Origin of the sequence: Leisingera sp. M523 (genome assembly GCF_025141335.1) — a bacterium.
Taxonomy (GTDB): Bacteria; Pseudomonadota; Alphaproteobacteria; order Rhodobacterales; family Rhodobacteraceae; genus Leisingera.
Genome location: NZ_CP081036.1, coordinates 3,260,104 through 3,278,251, shown reverse-complemented (window position 1 = coordinate 3,278,251; position 18,148 = coordinate 3,260,104). Strand labels below are relative to the sequence as shown.

General features: G+C 62.9%; 17 protein-coding genes. 11 read left to right on the top strand and 6 right to left on the bottom strand.

What is annotated here, in order from left to right; all coding sequences use genetic code 11:
- Window positions 1–14: 14 nt before the first annotated feature.
- Entirely contained in the window at window positions 15–1,223 is a 1,209-nt protein-coding gene (locus K3557_RS16195; protein WP_259995018.1) for a leucine-rich repeat domain-containing protein, read from the bottom strand.
- A gap of 164 nt (window positions 1,224–1,387) precedes the next feature.
- Between K3557_RS16195 and sseA the strand changes: the two genes are divergently transcribed.
- Together sseA and K3557_RS16185 are read left to right on the top strand one after the other, a co-directional pair.
- Window positions 1,388–2,242 carry a 3-mercaptopyruvate sulfurtransferase gene (gene sseA, locus K3557_RS16190; protein ID WP_259999658.1) on the top strand — a complete coding sequence of 285 codons (855 nt, stop codon included), beginning with the start codon at window positions 1,388–1,390 and terminating at the stop codon, window positions 2,240–2,242.
- Complete coding sequence (locus K3557_RS16185) at window positions 2,242–3,426, top strand: amino acid aminotransferase (RefSeq protein ID WP_259995015.1); 1,185 nt, start codon at window positions 2,242–2,244, stop codon at window positions 3,424–3,426. The genes sseA and K3557_RS16185 overlap by 1 nt, the downstream gene beginning before the upstream one ends.
- A gap of 183 nt (window positions 3,427–3,609) precedes the next feature.
- Here K3557_RS16185 and K3557_RS16180 read toward each other — a convergent pair whose 3' ends face one another.
- Both K3557_RS16180 and K3557_RS16175 read right to left on the bottom strand, forming a co-directional pair.
- Window positions 3,610–4,944 carry an ammonium transporter gene (locus tag K3557_RS16180; protein ID WP_259995013.1) on the bottom strand — a complete coding sequence of 445 codons (1,335 nt, stop codon included), beginning with the start codon at window positions 4,942–4,944 and terminating at the stop codon, window positions 3,610–3,612.
- A 26-nt stretch (window positions 4,945–4,970) separates the two neighbouring features.
- On the bottom strand, window positions 4,971–5,324 hold the full coding sequence (locus K3557_RS16175; protein WP_259995011.1) for a P-II family nitrogen regulator: 354 nt from the start codon (window positions 5,322–5,324) through the stop codon (window positions 4,971–4,973).
- 285 nt (window positions 5,325–5,609) lie between these two features.
- Here K3557_RS16175 and K3557_RS16170 point away from each other — a divergent pair, with 285 nt between their 5' ends.
- Window positions 5,610–7,829: a transglycosylase domain-containing protein gene (locus K3557_RS16170; protein ID WP_259995009.1), complete on the top strand. Its 2,220-nt coding sequence runs from the start codon at window positions 5,610–5,612 to the stop codon at window positions 7,827–7,829.
- Between the two features lie 270 nt (window positions 7,830–8,099).
- Here K3557_RS16170 and K3557_RS16165 read toward each other — a convergent pair whose 3' ends face one another.
- Window positions 8,100–8,696: a phospholipid-binding protein MlaC gene (locus K3557_RS16165; RefSeq protein WP_259995007.1), complete on the bottom strand. Its 597-nt coding sequence runs from the start codon at window positions 8,694–8,696 to the stop codon at window positions 8,100–8,102.
- Between the two features lie 2 nt (window positions 8,697–8,698).
- Window positions 8,699–9,460 (bottom strand): VacJ family lipoprotein, encoded by a 762-nt coding sequence (locus tag K3557_RS16160; protein ID WP_259995005.1) that lies wholly within the window; start codon window positions 9,458–9,460, stop codon window positions 8,699–8,701.
- 162 nt (window positions 9,461–9,622) lie between these two features.
- On the opposite strand from K3557_RS16160, the gene K3557_RS16155 reads away from it, so the two are divergent.
- The 6 genes from K3557_RS16155 to K3557_RS16130 all read left to right on the top strand — a co-directional run bounded on the left by K3557_RS16155 (window position 9,623) and on the right by K3557_RS16130 (window position 15,545).
- Entirely contained in the window at window positions 9,623–11,356 is a 1,734-nt protein-coding gene (locus K3557_RS16155; RefSeq protein ID WP_259989563.1) for a type I secretion system permease/ATPase, read from the top strand.
- The gene (locus K3557_RS16150) at window positions 11,353–12,657 is read left to right on the top strand and encodes an HlyD family type I secretion periplasmic adaptor subunit (protein ID WP_259995003.1); all 1,305 of its coding nucleotides are present in this window, start codon (window positions 11,353–11,355) and stop codon (window positions 12,655–12,657) included. The genes K3557_RS16155 and K3557_RS16150 overlap by 4 nt, the downstream gene beginning before the upstream one ends.
- A gap of 118 nt (window positions 12,658–12,775) precedes the next feature.
- Complete coding sequence (locus tag K3557_RS16145; protein ID WP_259995001.1) at window positions 12,776–13,234, top strand: RidA family protein; 459 nt, start codon at window positions 12,776–12,778, stop codon at window positions 13,232–13,234.
- Window positions 13,231–14,004, top strand: a complete 774-nt coding sequence (locus K3557_RS16140) for a glycerophosphodiester phosphodiesterase family protein (RefSeq protein WP_259994999.1) — start codon at window positions 13,231–13,233, stop codon at window positions 14,002–14,004. Before K3557_RS16145 ends, K3557_RS16140 begins: the two co-directional genes overlap by 4 nt.
- A gap of 48 nt (window positions 14,005–14,052) precedes the next feature.
- Entirely contained in the window at window positions 14,053–15,240 is a 1,188-nt protein-coding gene (locus tag K3557_RS16135; protein WP_259994997.1) for a GNAT family N-acetyltransferase, read from the top strand.
- A complete protein-coding gene (locus tag K3557_RS16130; protein WP_129372104.1) occupies window positions 15,237–15,545 on the top strand; it encodes a 4a-hydroxytetrahydrobiopterin dehydratase in 309 nt (102 codons plus the stop codon). Before K3557_RS16135 ends, K3557_RS16130 begins: the two co-directional genes overlap by 4 nt.
- Window positions 15,546–15,692: 147 nt before the next feature.
- On the opposite strand, the gene K3557_RS16125 is transcribed toward K3557_RS16130, so the two are convergent.
- The gene (locus K3557_RS16125; RefSeq protein ID WP_259989574.1) at window positions 15,693–16,181 is read right to left on the bottom strand and encodes a peroxiredoxin; all 489 of its coding nucleotides are present in this window, start codon (window positions 16,179–16,181) and stop codon (window positions 15,693–15,695) included.
- A gap of 95 nt (window positions 16,182–16,276) precedes the next feature.
- Here K3557_RS16125 and K3557_RS16120 point away from each other — a divergent pair, with 95 nt between their 5' ends.
- Entirely contained in the window at window positions 16,277–17,488 is a 1,212-nt protein-coding gene (locus K3557_RS16120; protein WP_259994996.1) for an NAD(P)/FAD-dependent oxidoreductase, read from the top strand.
- Window positions 17,485–18,039: a 16S rRNA (guanine(966)-N(2))-methyltransferase RsmD gene (rsmD, locus tag K3557_RS16115; protein WP_129372101.1), complete on the top strand. Its 555-nt coding sequence runs from the start codon at window positions 17,485–17,487 to the stop codon at window positions 18,037–18,039. Before K3557_RS16120 ends, rsmD begins: the two co-directional genes overlap by 4 nt.
- The last annotated feature ends 109 nt before the right edge of the window (window positions 18,040–18,148 follow it).

Genomic DNA, 18,148 nt, shown 5'->3' with positions numbered 1-18,148 from the left:
TGAAACTGTACCTGTTAGGGGGTGGCTGCGATGTACTGGGCTATATTCTCTTTCCCAAGCAGGCGCCTGTGCGACTCGAAGTCAGGGCCGGCAAAGACAATCCGCAGGTTTTCAACCTCTAGCAGCGGCTGCAGCGCCTCGACGGGCAGGCCGATCGCCCGGAGAATGGAAAGCTCTTTAAGGTTCTTAAGCGGGGTGAGATCGGTGACGGCTGTTCCGGAAATGCTGAAGTCCCAAAGGGTCTCCATATCCTGCACCGCAGCAAGGCTGGACACGGCAGTATTGGTGAGCGACAGCACACGCAGGTTTTTGCCCGCCAGAGGCGCAAGGCTGGAGACGGCGGTGTCTGTCAGATTTAGCTTGTGCAGCGCATCCAGCCCGTTCAGCGGTGTGATGTCGCTGATCCGGGTTCCGTCCAAGGCCAGCTCCTTCAGACCGGTTGCCCCTGTTATCGGGATCAGGTCCGCCACCTGCGTGTCTGACAGGATCAGGGTGTGCAGTGCGGGCTTCCCTTCCAGCCCGTCCAGGTTTTCCAGCTGGGTTCCATCGGCGCGCAGCATCTCCAGCCGGTCGGAGGCGGCCAGCGCGGCCACGCTTTGGACCGGGCAATTGGAGATCCAGGCCACCTGCAGGTTGGTGCCCGACAGCGGGCTGAGGTCAGAGACCTGAGTGTTGAAGGCAAGAAAGACTGCCAGATCAGTAAGGCCGGATAGCGGGCTTAGGTCGGACACACCGGAATCCGCAATATTCAGGCTTTGCAGCCGGGTCAGGCCGCTGACAAAAGACAGATCGGTGACATCCCCGGCCCCCCAGACCGAGAGATGCTCAAGCTGTGTCACCCGGGCCAGCGGGGTGAAATCCGGCGCGCGGACAGAATCAAGGCTGAGCCGCTTCAGCCGCGGCAGCCGGGTCAGCGGAGCCAGGTCCGGTGCGGTGATATTGACCAAGGCCAGCCTTTGCAGCTTTGGCATCGCGGCGAGGGGGGACAGATCGACAGGGTCCTTGAAACGCAGGTCGGCCATCAGTGTAAGATCGGTCAGCTCAGTGAACTGGATCAGCCCCTGCAAGTCCGGCGTGTGGTTTCCAATCCGGATCTTTGCCTTCAAGTCGTTGCTGGCAATGCATGTTTTGCCGATATCCACGCATTCTGCGCGCAAGGCACCGGGGCAGAACATGCCCGCCGCAATCAGAAATGCTGCAAGGAAACTGGGGAAACCGGACATACAATGGGCCTTTGCAATGAAATGCTGAAACTGGGGTCCATGTTATTACCGCTCCGTTAAAGGCCCGCAAGATTTTTGTAACCACAGGTAGAGGGCGGCGCGGTCTTGCACCGCTGCGCCGCCGGATGTACCCATGGCGCATGCGCAGAAAGGGAGACGCTTTGATGCAGGATGATCCGAAGACGCTGGTTTCCACCGACTGGCTGGCCACCCATCTGAAGGATCCGGATCTGCGGGTGCTGGACGCATCCTGGTATTTGCCGCAGGAAAACCGCGACCCCAAGGCGGAATATGACGCAGCCCATGTCCCTGGCGCGCGCTTTTTTGATATTGATGATATCTCGGACCACCGCTCGGAATTGCCGCATATGGTGCCGCCGGTTGAGAAATTCATGTCCCGCCTGCGGGCAATGGGTGTGGGCGACGGCCATCAGGTTGTGGTCTATGACACCGCCGGGTTGAAATCCGCCGCCCGGGTCTGGTGGCTGTTCCGGCTGATGGGGCAGCACAACATTGCCGTGCTGGACGGCGGTTTCCCGAAATGGCAGGCCGAAGGCCGCCCGGTTGAAGACCTGCCGCCGGTGATCCGCGACCGCCATATGACCGTGCGGGTGCAAAACCACATGGTCCGCGATGTCACACAAGTTTCGTCCGCTGCCAAACTGGGTGACCATGAAATCATCGACGCCCGCGCCGCCGAGCGGTTCCGCGGCGATGTGCCGGAACCCCGCGAAGGTCTGCGGGCAGGGCATATCCCCGGATCGAAAAACGTGCCTTTTGGCAGCTTGCTGAATGCGGATGGCACCATGAGAGATGCTGATGGACTGGGCGCCGTGTTTGCCGCGGCCGGTGTCGATCTGAACAAACCTGTGATTACCACCTGCGGGTCGGGCGTCACCGCCGCCGTCCTCAGCCTTGCACTGGAGCGCATCGGCAAGACCGATCATGCGGTCTATGATGGGTCGTGGTCGGAATGGGGTGCCTTCCCGACCCTTCCCGTTGCTACCGGAGAGAACTGATGTTCGAGACCCTGAAACCCCAGCCCGCTGACAAGATCCTGGCGCTGATGCAAATGTACCGCGACGACCCGCGCGCGGACAAGATCGACCTTGGTGTCGGCGTTTACAAGAACGCCGAGGGCGTCACCCCGGTGATGCGCGCGATCAAGGCAGCTGAGCATAAGCTGTGGGAAGAGCAGACCAGCAAGGCCTACGTCGGCCTGGCCGGTGATCCGGCCTATGCGGATGCGATGATCAAGCTGATTCTGGGCGATGCGGTGGCGCGTGGCAATATCGCGGCAGCCGCGACCCCCGGCGGCACCGGCGCGGTGCGCCAGGCGTTTGAACTGATCAGGATGGCCAACCCCAAGGCGCGCGTCTTTGTGTCGGACCCGACCTGGCCGAACCATGTGTCGATCCTGAACTATGTCGGCATTGAGACCATCACTTACCGCTATTTCGACCGCGACACCCGCGGTGTGAATTTTGACGGCATGATGGAAGACCTGAAAGGCGCGCAAAAAGGCGACGTGGTGCTGCTGCACGGTTGCTGCCACAATCCGACCGGTGCCAACCTCAATGAGGTGCAGTGGAAAGAAGTCATCGCGCTCTTGAACGAACGCGGCCTGATCCCGATGATCGACATTGCCTATCAGGGCTTTGGCGACGGTCTGGAAGAGGATGCGCTGGGTGTGCGACTGGTCGCCTCCGGCTGCCCCGAGGTGCTGATCGCAGCGAGCTGCTCCAAGAACTTCGGCATCTACCGCGAGCGCACCGGCCTGCTGATGGCGGTGTCCAACGACGCGGGGGCGCAAGGGTTGAACCAGGGCACGCTGGCGTTTCTGAACCGGCAGAATTACTCTTTCCCGCCGGACCACGGCGCGCGTCTGGTGACGATGATCCTGAACGACGAAGCCTTGCGCGCCGATTGGGCGGCAGAGCTGGAAGAAGTGCGCCTTGGCATGCTGGACCTGCGCCAAAACCTTGCGGATGAATTGCAGCGGCTGACCGGCTCGGACCGGTTCGGTTTCATCGCCCAGCACCGCGGCATGTTCTCGCTTCTGGGCACCACGCCGGATCTGGTCGAGAAGATGCGGGTGGACAATGGCATCTACATGGTCGGCGACAGCCGCCTGAATATCGCCGGTCTTAATGCGCAAACTGTACCGGTGCTAGCCAAGGCGATCGTCGACGCCGGCGTCTGAGGCCGCGCCGTCAGGACAAGCCGAAACGCGCTCCTTTCAGGGGCGCGTTTTTCTATGGCGGCTGCAAATCCAAGACTTTTGGAAAAGTCTTGGCAAAAGTTTTCCAAAACTTTTGCGCGCTGCAAATGCGCAGACGGCGCTCCATGAAAGCGCCGTCCTTTTGTTTCAATGCCGTGCAAGGGGTCAGCTCGGCGAGAATTCCGGATAGGCCTCCATGCCCAGCTCCGCCATGTCCAGCCCGTTGACCTCATCCTCTTCCTCCACCCGGATGCCGGTGGTGGCGCGCAGGATGACCCACACTATGGCCGAGGCGGCGATGGTGAAGACCCCCACCACGGCAATCCCGGTCAGCTGTTTCAGCAGCGTTGCATCAGGGTTCGACAACACGACCGCAACAGTGCCCCAGATACCGCAAAGCAGATGCACCGGGATGGCGCCGACCACGTCGTCGATCTGCAGCTTGTCCAGGAACGGCACGGCGAAGACCACGATCACGCCGCCGATGGCACCGATCAGAGTGGAGAGACCCAGGCCCGGCGTCAGCGGTTCAGCTGTGATCGCCACCAGACCAGCCAGCGCGCCGTTCAGGATCATGGTCAGGTCCGGCTTTTTGAACAACACTTGCGTCAGTACCAGCGCAGCCACCGCGCCACCCGCTGCAGCGGCATTGGTATTGGCGAAAATACGCGAGATATCGGCAACATCCCCAATCGAACCCATCGCCAGCTGCGAGCCGCCGTTGAAGCCGAACCAGCCCATCCACAGGATGAACGTGCCAAGCGTCGCCAGCGCCAGGTTGGAGCCGGGCATCGGGATGGTCTTGCCGTCCTTGTATTTGCCAATGCGCGGCCCCAGGATCAGCGCTCCGGTCAGCGCCGCCCAGCCGCCCACCGAATGCACCACAGTGGAGCCTGCAAAGTCCAGGAAGCCCATCTGCTCCAGGAAGCCGCCGCCCCATTTCCAGCTGGCCTGGAACGGGTAGATCACCGATGTCAGAACGATGGTGAAAATCAGGAAAGGCCACAGTTTGATACGCTCCGCCAAAGTGCCCGAAACAATCGAGGCAGTGGCGGCACAGAACATCAGCTGAAAGAAGAAGTCCGAGCCGGTGGAGGCGTAGGAGTAATCATCTGCACCTTCCGCGGTGATCCCCACCGCCTCCAGCACGCCGGGGCCGAAGACGCCGGACAGCACACCGTCAACCGCCCAATTGCCCAGCGGATACATCAGGTTATAGCCGATCAGCCAGTAGAATACGGCGGCCAGCGAGAACAGCGCCATGTTCTTGGTCAGCTGCATGGTCACATTCTTGGACCGCACCAGGCCGGCCTCCAGCATGGCAAAGCCAGCGGCCATCCAGAACACCAGGCAGCCGCCGATCAGAAACAGCAGCGAGTTCAGGATAAACACGGTGTCGGTCGCGGGGTTCACGCCCGGCGCAGGGCCGTCCTGGGCCAGTGCCAGGCCCGGCAGCGCGGCCAGTGCCAGGGCCGCCAGGGGGAGTTTCAGGGTCTTCATAGGTCTTTCCTCCATGCCGGGCGCCTTCAGAGCGCCTCGAGGTTGGTTTCGCCGGTGCGCACCCGCACGGCCTGTTCCACGTCCAGAACAAAAATCTTGCCGTCGCCGATCTTGCCTTCACCCAGCTTCCCTGTGCGGGCGGTCCCGGAAATCGCGCTGACGGCTTGGTCGGCCTGATCGGCGGGCACCACAAGTTCCAGCTTCAGCTTCGGCACAAAAGTCACCTCGTATTCGGCGCCGCGGTAGATTTCCGTGTGCCCGGCCTGGGCGCCAAAGCCTTTGATTTCGGTAACCATCAGCCCGCTCACGCCAAGACCGGTCAGCGCCTCGCGGACCTCGTCCAGCTTGAAGGGTTTGATGGCGGCTATGATCATTTTCATCTCTGCATCCCTTGGTTTTCGCGCTGCTCCGGCCCTGAGGATCATGTCTGGGCCGATGCATTGTGCACCTGCAGCAAAACCCCCGGCCCGAGTCGTGCAAAGCCCAAGGCCAGCAAGTTTCCGCGTGTCATTCTGCGCACGCACAATAATTTTGCGCCTTTTGCCCGCTTCGCTTAAAAACCGGCCATCTGGCAAAGGGGGAAAGCTCCGGATTCTGCCCCCTCTACAAACCGGGGCGGGCAGGGTATTGTCCCGGGAAACGGGCAAACCGGGCAGGACATGACGATGGCACAAGGATCCGGGCGCAAGCCTTTGGTGGCAGAAAAACGCTATTCCGCAGGCGGCAAGGGCAAACCTTCCGCTGCGAAAAAGCCTGCGCGCAAAAAACCCGCACGCAAGGCCAAACCCAAGAAGACCGGCCTGTTCGGCCTGTTTTTCCGCAAGAAGACACGGGCGAAACCAGCCCCGAAGAAGCGCGGCTTCATCGGTCTCTTGCTGGCGCCCTTTGTCTGGGCATTCCGGCTGGTCTGGGGCTTCAGCTGGCGGGTCGGCATGGTGGTCTGCCTGCTGGTCGGTCTGGCTGTGGCGTTGCAATATGCCAAACTGCCCGAGGTTTCGGCCTATCTCGACGGGCGCGCGCGCGGGTCGGTCACCCTGCTGGACCGCAAGGGCGACGTCTTTGCCTGGCGCGGCGATCAGTTTGGCGGGGTCATCCGGGCCGATACGGTTTCGCCGCACCTGAAAAACGCGGTTGTCGCGACCGAGGACAAGCGGTTCTACCGCCATTTCGGCATCTCCCCGCGCGGGGTTGCCAGTGCGGTGCGCATCAACCTGCGCGAAGGGCGCGGGCCGCTGTCAGGCCATGGCGGCTCCACGATCACCCAGCAAGCCGCCAAATTGCTGTGCCTGGGCCGGGTTTATGATCCGAGCGAATGGAAAAGTGAAAGCGCTTATGAGGCCGACTGCCGCAAAGGTTCGCTGTGGCGCAAGGGCACCGAGGCGATCTTTGCCCTGGCGATGGAGGCCAAGTACACCAAGGACGAGATCCTTTCGATCTACATGAACCGCGCCTATATGGGCGGCGGCGCTTACGGCGCCGAAGCTGCCGCGCAGCGCTATTTCGGCAAATCGGCGAACCAGCTGAACCCGGCTGAGGGAGCAATGCTGGCGGGTCTGCTGACTGCGCCCTCGACGCTGGCGCCGACCAACAACCTGCAACGTTCACAGGACCGGGCGGCAACGGTGTTGCGGCTGATGCAGGAGCAGGGCTATCTGACCGCCGCCGAGATGCAGCAGAACCAGAACGCCCCGGCCGTGCTGAGCGAAGCCGCGGCGGCGCGGGCAGGGGGGTATTTTGCCGATTGGGTGATGGATTCTATCCCGGATTTCCTGGGCGACCAGACCACCGAGGATGTGGTGATCCGTTCCACCCTGGATCAGCGCCTGCAGGGCGCGGCTGAGGAAGCACTGAAATACATCTTTGAGAATAAGGTCCGCCCCGGCTCCAAGGCGCAGGCGGCCATTGTGGTGATGAGCGCCGATGGCGCCGTGCGCGCGATGGTGGGGGGGCGCAAGACGCGGGTCTCCGGCGTGTTCAACCGGGCAACCCAGGCCAAACGCCAGACCGGATCGGCCTTTAAACCTTTTGTCTATGCCACAGCGCTGGAACTGGGCTATTCGCCCTACGACCGGGTGCTGGACGCGAAATACTGCATGAATATTCCCGGCTCCGGCCAGTGGTGCCCTGAGAATTATACCCGGAAGTATTATGGCGAAGTCACCCTGGCCCGGGCGTTGCGGGATTCCCTGAATGTGCCGGCGGTAAAAGTCTCCGAGGCGGTGGGCCGAGACAAGGTCAGCATCGTGGCCAAGGATTTCGGCATCGACAGCGATCTGGCCGCAGGCCCGGCGCTGGCGCTGGGGGCCTCGGAAAGCACTCTGCTGGAGATGACCGGAGCCTATGCGGGCATCCTCAATGGCGGTTCCTCGGTAACGCCCTACGGGGTGACCGAGCTGAAGCTGGTGAACGACAGCGATGCGCTGATGGGCGCCAGCGGCGGCATCGGCGAACGGGTGATCCGCCCCGAAGCCGCCCAGCAGCTGGTCTGGATGATGGAGAAAGTGATTTCGGGCGGCACCGGCAAGCGGGCGCAAATCCCGGGCTGGCAGGCGGCAGGAAAATCAGGGACGACTTCTGCGGCCAAGGATGCCTGGTTCATCGGGTTTACCGCGGATTATGTGGCGGGGGTCTGGATGGGCTATGACGACAACACGCCGCTATCGGGTGTGACCGGCGGCGGCCTGCCGGCCGAGATCTGGCGCGAGACCATGGTGCGGGTGCATGACGGCCTGACGCCGAAACCGCTGCCGATGCTGGAGCCTGTCCCGATCGCCCCGCCGCCGCAGCAAACCCGGCGCGAGCGCCGCCGCCGTCAGGGGCCGCAGCTGGGCAAGGAACTGGGCCGCGCGGTGGACAATATCCTGCGCGACATTCTGGGCAACTGACTGAATTGCAGCAAACGTGGGGCTCCCGCCCGGTGAAGGCCCCCCTGAGTGGGGCCTCCGCCAGTTGGGTCCGGCGCCGCACCTGACGGCGCGGCGCACGCCCAGCCCGCCGGGCAGGGCGCCAGGCCCAACGGGAGCGCAGCGTCCAGGATGCTGCAGCGACGGGCGGGAGTTTTCGCCTCTGCTCCGCAATGCGCCAGGCTGGCCTGCAAGTAAGAAAAGGCTCCCCGAAGGGAGCCTTTTTTGACTGTCATTCGTTATGTGCGTGTTTCAGCTCAACCGCTTCAACTCTGCAATCAGCGCGTCGATGTCGCCCTTGTGGCTGTCCAGGATGGCGCCGATCTCGGTGCGTTCGGTCAAAAGCAGATTCACACCTTCGATGAACATATTGAAGAACAGATCCTGGCCGGAGCGGTCCGACACCAGGAAGGTCACTTCAAACGGCGACTGGCCCTTGAGGTAGGCAATGGTGCTCACCTCATACCATTTCTTCACCTTCTTGACGCCTTTGACTTCCAGCTTGCCGCCGATGAATTCGCGGAAGCGCTTGCCGTATTTGCGCGAGATGTAGCCCTGGAACGCCTTGGAAAAGGCCTTCTTCTGGGACGAGGACGCCCGGCGCCCGTCCACACCCAGCGCATAGGCGGCGATATAGGAGGTGTCACTGTAACGCTGGAAAATCCGCTCAAACTCGCGGAACATCGCGTTCTCGCCCTTGCCGGAATCGATCACCCGGTTGATGTCGCCGACCAGGCTGTTGATCAGCGTGCTGGCTCTGTTTTCTGTCAGCGCCCACAGGGCTTGCGGTGCGGCAATCAGAGCAGCGGCTCCGGCGCCCAGGCCAGTCAGGAATTTGCGGCGGTCCATATTCAAAATCCTTCAGTGTTCAGTTCGAACGGATCGATCTCCTGGATCTCTTCTCCATCCCCCAGCTGGAACCGGCGGTTCTGCAGATAGATCAGGCGCGATTGCGCATAGCTGTCGGCGCTCTCGTAGAGAATCGAGTCGATCGTGTCGGAATAGTTGCCACGATCGCCCATGCGGCGCACGATCTCAGCGTAAATTGTGATATTGTCGGCAGTATTCTGCTCGGCGTAGCCCAGCGGGTTGGTGAAGAAATCGACGGCAACCCCGACCGCGTCGCGGCTGGTGGAAGGGCCCAGCAAGGGCAGCTCCACATAGGCGCCTTCGCCGACGCCCCAGGTGTGCAATGTCTCGCCGAAATCGGTATCGACCGCAGGCACATTGAATTCGCTGGCCGGGTCGGCAAGCCCGGCAAAGCCAACGGTAGAGTTGATCACAAACCGCGAAAATGCATTGCCGGCCAGTTTCAGATCGCCCTGCAGCAGCGCATTGACCATCTGGCCGGGCATCGACAGGTTCTCGGCAAAATGCGAGAAACTGGTCACCATCGGCGCGGGCACAATTGCCACATAGCCTTTAGAGGCAGGCCGGAAGGCCAGCCGGTCAACGCCGCGGTTGAAGGCGTGAATTCCGCGGTTGGTGCGCTCATAAGGGTCAAAAACTTCACCCGAGGCCCGCGCAACCGGATCCTGTGTTGCGCAGCCGGCCGCAAAAACGGCCAAAATCAGCGCAGATACAAATTTCAGCGGTCGCAAATGAAAAGGCATTCGGGTAAGTGTCCAATTGATGCTGGAACAGACGGGTCGGAGGGCAAATAAGGGTTCCTCAGCCTATTTCCAGTGCGATTACATTTATTCACCAGCTTGTGTCTGTTCTGATACAAATTCAGGCACTACCAATGGCCCGGGAACTTCTATTGCAGACTGACCATGAATAAAAGCATTTATAAGAGCGGTTATGATGAGCTGCGGGCGGTGCGGCAGCAGAGCCGGGGGCTGTACTGGTTCACCGGGATTTTCAGTTTCTTCGTGAACCTGCTGATGCTGACCGGGCCTCTGTATATGATGCAGGTCTATGACCGGGTGCTGGGCAGCCGCTCGGAGGCGACGCTGCTGGCGCTGTCGCTGCTGGTGGTGTTCCTCTACGGCATGATGGGGCTGTTGGATTATGCCCGCGGCCGGATCATGGCGCGGGTCGGGGCGCGGCTGCAGGCGGCGCTGGACCACCGGGTGTTCGATGCGATGATCCGGCGCTCGGCGGTGGCGCAGGATCCGGCGGCGCAGACCGGGCTGCAGGATCTGGAATCGGTGCAGCGGCTGATCTCCTCGCCGGTGCTGACCGCCGCCTTCGACCTGCCCTGGACCCCGGTCTTTTTGGCGGGCATTGCCCTGTTCCATCCCTGGCTTGGGCTGCTGGCCCTGGGCGGCGGCGCAGTGCTGGTGATGATTGCGATCCTCAACCAGCTGTTCACCCGGCTGCCGGTGCAAAAGGCCAATATGACCGGCCACAAGGCCAACCTGATGTCCGAGGAGATCCGCAACGAGGCCGAGATGATCCAGTCGATGGGCATGCGCGGCGCGGCTTTCGGGCGCTGGAAGCAAGGCCGCGATGCGGCGCTCACCGACAGTGTGACGGCCAATGACACCGGCGGCGGCTTCACCACGCTGACCAAGACGCTGCGGCTGTTCCTGCAGTCGGCGATGCTGGGGCTGGGCGCCTATCTGGTGCTGCAGGGCGAGGTGACGCCGGGGGCGATGATCGCGGGGTCGATCCTGATGGGCCGCGCCCTGGCGCCGATCGAACTGGGCCTGGGCCAATGGGCGATGGTGCAGCGGGCGCTGAAGGGCTGGCACAGCCTGGCCGAACTGCTGGCCAAAGTGCCGGAGGAGGCCGAGCGCACGGCGCTGCCGAAACCCAAGGCGCTGCTGGAAGTGCAGGGCATGGCGGTGGTGCCGCCGGGCAGCAAGACGCCGCTGCTGCGCAATGTCAGCTTCCGGGTGCAGCCGGGCCAGGCGATCGGGGTGATCGGGCCGTCGGGCTCGGGCAAATCGACCCTGGCGCGGGCGCTGACCGGGGTCTGGGCGCCGGCCGCGGGCTCGGTGCGGCTGGACGGTGCGGCGCTGGATCAATACGCGCCGGATGTGCTGGGCGGCCATATCGGCTATCTGCCGCAGCGGGTGCAGGTTTTCGACGGCACCATTGCCCAGAACATTGCCCGGCTGCAGCAGCAGCCGGATGCCGAAAAAGTGGTGGAAGCCGCCAAGAAGGCCGCCGCCCATGAGATGATCCTGAAACTGCCCGAAGGCTATGACACCAAGGTCACCGCCACCGGCGGGCGGCTGTCGGGCGGCCAGATGCAGCGGGTCGGGCTGGCCCGCGCGCTGTATGCCGATCCGGTGATCGTGATCCTGGACGAGCCGAACTCGAACCTCGACAACGAAGGCTCGATTGCGCTCAATCAGGCGATCAAGCAGATCAAGGCCGAGGGCCGCTCGGTGCTGATCATGGCGCACCGGCCCGCGGCGATCCAGGAATGCGACATGCTGCTGGTGATCGACAAGGGCACCCAGACCGCCTTTGGCCCCAAGGACAAGGTGCTGCAGGAAATGGTCGCCAACCACCAGAACATCCGCCAGGCCACTGGCACAGGAGGCGTGCGATGAACGGGCAAAGCAACTGGCCGGCCCGGCGGCCGCTGATCATCGGCCTTTTGGCGCTGCTGGTGCTGGTGGGCGGCTTCGGCTCCTGGTCGGTGCTGTCGTCGATTTCCGGCGCGGTGGTGGCGACGGGGCGCATCGAGGTCGACCGCAACCGCCAGATCGTGCAGCATCTGGACGGCGGCATCGTGGCCGAAATCCTGGTTGATGAGGGCGACACCGTGGCCGAAGGCGCCACGCTGATCCGGCTGGATGCCAATGAGCTGACCTCGCAGCTGGTGATCACCGAGGGCCAGCTGTTCGAGCTGATGGCGCGCCGCGGCCGGCTGGAAGCCGAGCGCGACACCGCCGCCGCAATCACCTTTGAGCCGGAGCTGCTGGAGGCGGCGGAGCGGCTGCCGGATGTCAGCGATCTGACCGAGGGCCAGCGCCGCCTGTTTGAAGCCCGCAAGGACACCACCGCCCGCGAGATTGAACAGCTGGAGAAGCGCCGCACCCAGATCCAGGAGCAGATCCGCGGCGTCGAGGCGCAGCAGACCTCAATGAATGTGCAGCTGGGGCTGATCGGCGAGGAGCTGGAAAGCCAGCAGTCGCTCTTGGACCGCGGGCTGGCACAGGCGGCGACGGTGCTGAACCTGCGCCGCACCCAGGCCGATCTGCAGGGCCGGCTGGGGGAACTGGTGGCCTCGGAGGCGCAGTCCGAGGGCCGCATCACCGAGATCGACATCGAGATCCTGAAGCTGGCCACCAGCCAGCGCGAGGAGGCGATCAGCCGGCTGCGCGACCTGCGCTACCAGGAGCTGGAGCTGGCCGAAAACCGCCGCTCGCTGCAGGGGCGGCTGGCGCGGCTGGACATCACCGCGCCGGTCTCCGGCATTGTCTACGGGCTGCAAGTGCAGACGCCGCGCTCGGTGATCCGCCCCGCGGATCCGGTTTTGTACCTGGTGCCGCAGGACCGGCCGCTGGTGATTGCGGCGCAGGTGGCGCCGACGGATATCGACCAGCTGTACACCGGCCAGGAGGTCACTTTGCGGTTCTCGGCGCTGGACCAGCGGAGCACCCCTGAGCTCTTTGGCCATGTCACCCAGGTCTCGGCGGATTCGTTTGAGGATCAGGGCAGCGGGGTGTCCTATTACCGCGCCGAGATCGAGCTCAACCCCGGCGAACGCGGCCGCCTGCCTGCGGGCACGGTGCTGATCCCGGGGATGCCGGTGGAAAGCTACATCCGCACCGACGCGCGCTCGCCGCTGGCCTATCTGGTCAAGCCGCTGGCCGATTATTTCAACAAGGCCTTCCGCGAAAGCTGACGGCGCAAAGCAGGGCCAAGATTGCGCAAAGCCGCACTGGTGCTTCGCATTTGCTCTTTCCGAATTCCGCATGTCCGGGTAGCGTCCCGGCCAGCAAAGACTCGGAAGGAAATCGGCCATGAGCATTGAAGCAAAACTGAAGGAGCTCGGGGTGACCCTGCCCGAAGCACCGGCACCGGCGGCGAACTATGTGCCTTTTGTGGTTTCGGGCGATATGGTTTACATCGCGGGCCAGATTTCGGCCGATGACAACGGGCTGATCACTGGTAAGCTGGGTGCTGATCTGGACATCGAGGCCGGCCAGGCTGCGGCCAAGCGCTGTGCAATTGCGCTTCTGGCCCAGCTCAAGGCAGCTTGCGGCGGTGATCTGGACCGGCTGGTGCGGGTCGTCAAGCTGGGTGCATTTGTGAACTCGGCCCCTGACTTCACCGGCCAGCCGATGGTGGTGAACGGCGCCTCCGACTTCCTAGTCGAAGTGCTGGGCGATATCGGCCGCCATGCGCGTTCGGCGGTCGGCTCGGTGTCGCTGCCGCTGGGTGTTGCAGTGGAAATCGACGGCGTTTTCCAGATCAAATGAAGCCCGTCCTGCCTGCCGCTATCCTGACTGTCCCGCTGGCCCACCGTGCGCTGCATGATGCCGCGGACGGGCGCCCGGAGAACAGCCGCGCTGCCATCCGGGCAGCAATTGCGGCGGGTTATGGGATTGAGATCGATCTGCAGCTGTCCAGCGACGGCTGTGCCATGGTCTTTCATGACAACGGTCTGGACCGGCTGGCGGAAGCCTCTGGTCCGGTCCGCGCCAGGACCTGCAGCGCGTTGCAGGCCATCCCGCTGAAGGGTGGTGATGGCGAAGGCATTCCGGAGCTGTCTGAAGTGCTGGAGCTGGTGGCGGGCCAGGTGCCGCTGCTGATAGAGCTGAAGGATCAGCACGGGCAGATGGGCCTTACCGATGGTGCGCTGGAGCGGGCCACGGCAGAAGCGCTGAAGAGCTATGCCGGCTCTGTGGCTGTGATGTCCTTTAACCCCAATTCAGTCGCGGAACTGGCCCGGCTGGCGCCGGATATTGCCCGCGGCATCACCACCAGCGCCTATGATCTCGCGGAATGGCCGGAGCTGCCCAGGGCGGTCTGCGACGGCCTGCGCGGCATCCCGGATTTCGCGCGCACCGGGTCGAGTTTTATCAGCCACGAAGTCGGCGATCTGCCCCGTCCGCGGGTGCAGGCGCTGCGCAACGATGGGGTGCCGGTGCTGTGCTGGACCGTGACCTCTGCGGCGGAGGAAACTGCGGCGCGCGTCTTTGCCGACAATGTGACGTTTGAACAGTACCTCTCGCCGCTAACATCTTGATCCCGCAGGCGCAGACCCCACATCTTTGAAGCGGTGCGGAGGAATTGCATGACCCAGGCGCAAATCGAAATCCGGGTGCTGGCCTCACTGTCGCAGATCGCGGCAGAGGACTGGGATGCCTGCGCCTGTCCTGAGGCGGCAGACGGCACCCGTCCGCTGGACCCGTTCACCACCCACCGGTTTCTAAGCGCGCTGGAAGACAGCGGCTCGGTCGGGCCGGGCACTGGCTGGCAGCCGCAATATCTGACAGCCTATCAGGACGGGCTGCTGATCGCCTGCGCGCCGCTTTACGCCAAGGGGCACAGCCAGGGCGAATACATCTTTGATCACAATTGGGCGCATGCTTATGAGCAGGCCGGCGGGCATTACTACCCCAAGCTGCAGGTCGCGGTGCCCTTTACCCCGGCCACAGGACGGCGTTTTCTGGTGCGCCCGGGCTTTGACGGTATTGGCCATTCGGCGCTGGTTCAGGGGGCGGTGCAACTGGCAGCCGACAACAAACTGTCCTCGCTGCATGTGACCTTTTGCACCCAGGACGAGGCAAGAATGGGGGCGGAGATGGGGCTGATGCGCCGCTCTACCCAGCAGTTTCACTGGCAAAACGACGGTTATGCCGATTTCGAAGGTTTCATGCGGGCGCTGTCCTCGCGCAAGCGCAAGAACATCCGCAAGGAGCGGATGCAGGCGCAGTGCTTTGGCGGCGAGATCCGGGTCTTTCAGGGCGGCAGCCTGCAGCCTGAGCATTGGGATGCTTTCTGGGAATTCTATCAGGACACCGGCGCGCGAAAATGGGGCGCGCCTTATCTGACGCGGCAATTCTTCGATATCGCCCATCACACGATGGCGCAGAATATGGCGCTGATTCTGGCGGAGCGCAACGGGCGCTATGTTGCAGGTGCCTTGAATTTCATTGGCCGTGAAACGCTTTACGGGCGTTATTGGGGCTGTGTTGAGCACCATCCCTGCCTGCATTTCGAGCTGTGTTATTATCAGGCGATAGAGCTGGCGATAGCCCTGGGGCTTGACCGGGCTGAGGCGGGCGCGCAGGGTGAACACAAGCTGGCGCGCGGCTATCTGCCGTGCGAAACACACAGCTTGCACTGGATCGGCGATCCCGGGTTTGCCGGGGCCGTTGAACGCTACCTCGAGGCTGAACGGGCCGCCACCGAGGAAGAGATCGAAATCCTGACCGATTACGGCCCGTTCCGCAAAGCCCAAGTGGAGGAGCAAGAATGACGGAAAAACTGTCCGACGCCACCCGCGGCCCGCTGCTGGAGCCGCTGTTTGCCACCGGCTGGGAAATGGTGGAGGGCCGGGATGCTATCACCAAGATCTTCAAGTTCAGCAATTTCGCCGATGCCTTCGGCTGGATGACCCGCGCCGCGATCTGGGCCGAGAAATGGAACCACCACCCGGAGTGGAGCAATGTCTACAACCGGGTGACGGTGGTTCTCACCACCCATGATGTGGACGGGGTCAGCGCGCTGGATGCCAAACTGGCGCGCAAGATGGACGGGCTGTTCGGCGAGCCGCAGACTTGAACGGACGCTCTGACGGAAAGGTCAGCAATTCTGTCCAAATGTTTCGCGCGCGAAACATTCCGGCAGGCATGCTGACCTTATTTTTCACCGTTTATTAAGGGGTTGTCCTGCGGCCGCCGGGCCAGGCAGCCGCAGCCGGACTTGGCTTCAGCCCATTGACTCCAGCAATCCTTCGCCGGCGGAAAGCTCGCACTGGCCGGGGTTTTCTTCCTTGTTGAGAACTTTCACCTCGCCGTCCTCCACCAGCATCGCATAACGCAGCGAGCGGCCGATCAGACCGGCCGAGGGCACGTCCAGACGCATGCCGATTGCCTCGGTCAGCGTGCATTCGGCATCCGACAGCATGGTGATCCCGGCCTCGGTGGCACCGGTGTTTTCGCCCCAGATGTTCATCACAAACGGATCATTACCCGCCAGGCAGATTATTTCCTCGACACCCTTGGCGGCGAACTGATCCTTGGTGCGGATGAAACTGGGCACATGCGCCGAATGGCAGGTGCTGGTAAAGGCGCCGGGAACCGCGAACAGCACGACTTTGCGCCCCTTCAGCTTGTCTGACAGCTGCACCTGCTCGGGGCCGTTGTCTCCGATGAGCGTCAGTGTCGCGTCCGGCAGTTGGTCTCCAACAGAAATCATCGCAGGTTCCTCTTTCTCATGATTGCGTTTTGAAGCCCCGGGTATATAGGGTCCGATGAAAGCGTGACGGGAACTGCTGAGGGAGGCAAGGGATTATGTCCCACATCGTCGTTATTGGAGCAGGGCAGGCCGGGTCCTCGCTGGTGGCAAAACTGCGTAAGGATGGGTTCGACGGGGAGATTACCCTGATTGGCGCGGAAGACGCACTGCCCTATCAGCGCCCGCCTTTGTCCAAGGCCTATCTGCTGGGCGAGATGGAGCTGGAACGCCTGTTCCTGCGGCCCGAAAGTTTTTATGCGGACAACAACATCACCCTGAAGCTGGGCCAGCGGGTGACTGGCATCGATCCGGCAGCGAAAACTGTGAGCCTGGGCGATGAGGTAATTCCCTATGACCAGCTGGCGCTGACCACCGGTTCCGACCCGCGCCGCTTGCCGGCAGCGATCGGCGGCGATCTGGACGGCGTCTATGTGGTGCGCGGATTGACCGACGTTGATGCGATGGCGCCGCATGTGGCCGAGGGCAAGCGCGCGCTGATCGTTGGCGGCGGCTACATCGGGCTGGAAGCTGCCGCGGTCTGCGCCAAGCGCGGCGTGCACGTGACGCTGGTCGAGATGGCCGACCGCATTCTGCAGCGGGTGGCGGCGCCGGAAACCTCGGATTTCTTCCGCAGCCTGCATGCCTCCCACGGAGTGGACATCCGCGAAGGCGTTGGGCTGGAGCGGCTGGAAGGCGAAGACGGCAAGGTGACCCGCGCAGTGCTGAGCGGCGGCGAAACCGTTGAGGTGGATTTTGTCGTCGTTGGCGTCGGCATCACGCCGACGTCGCAACTGGCTGAAATGGCCGGGCTGGAGCTGGACAACGGCATCAGGGTGGACGCCAAGGGCCGCACTTCGGACGCTGCGATCTGGTCGGCGGGCGATTGCGCCTCTTTCCCGTTTCAGGGCAAGCGCATCCGCCTGGAAAGCGTACCGAACGCCATCGATCAGGCCGAGGTTGTGGCGCAGAACATGCTGGGTGCTGACAAGGACTACGTCGCAACGCCCTGGTTCTGGTCCGATCAGTATGACGTCAAACTGCAGATTGCGGGTCTGAACACCGGCTATGACAATGTGGTCACCCGCCAGGGCGAGGGCCAGCAGGTGTCGTTCTGGTATTACAGGGGTGATCAGCTGGTGGCAGTGGACGCGATGAACGACCCGCGTGCCTATATGGTGGGCAAGCGCCTGATTGATATGGGCAAAACTGCGGACAAAGCGGTGGTGGCTGACACCGCCGCTGATCTGAAGCCGCTGCTGAAAGCGTGAGGATCATCGCAGGAGACTTCCGCGGCCGTGCCTTGGCCGCGGTGGGCAAGGGCGACGCGGGCGCCCATCTGCGCCCGACCACCGACCGGGTGCGCGAAAGCCTGTTCAACGTGCTGATGCACACCGGCGCCATCCCCGGCGCCCGGGTGCTGGACCTGTTTGCTGGTACCGGCGCGCTGGGGCTGGAGGCGCTGTCACGCGGCGCGGCTGAGGCGGTTTTTGTGGACGACGGGCGCGTGTCAGGCGGTTTGATCCGCAAAAATATCACCATTTGCCGCGCCGAAAACCGCTGCACCCTGGCCCGCCGCGATGCGCTGAAGCTGGGGCAGAACCCGGCGGCACCCTTTGATCTGATCTTCCTTGATCCGCCTTACGGCAAGGGGCTGGGGGAAAAGGCCCTGGCCGCAGCTGTGGCCGGCGGATGGGTGGCGCAAGACGCTTTGGTGGTCTGGGAAGAAAACGCACCGGTCGCCGCACCGGAAGGGTTCGAGCTGCAGGACAGCCGGAAATACGGCGATACCCATATTTCGCTGATGTGGAAAGCCGCCTGAGGCAACCTTCCTAAGGCAATTTGCTGCAAGTCCTTCACGGATAGTGGAAAACAGGGCACTTTCCGGGCAGTTCACAGCCTCTGGTCCGCCGTGTTTCCCAGTGCAGGGC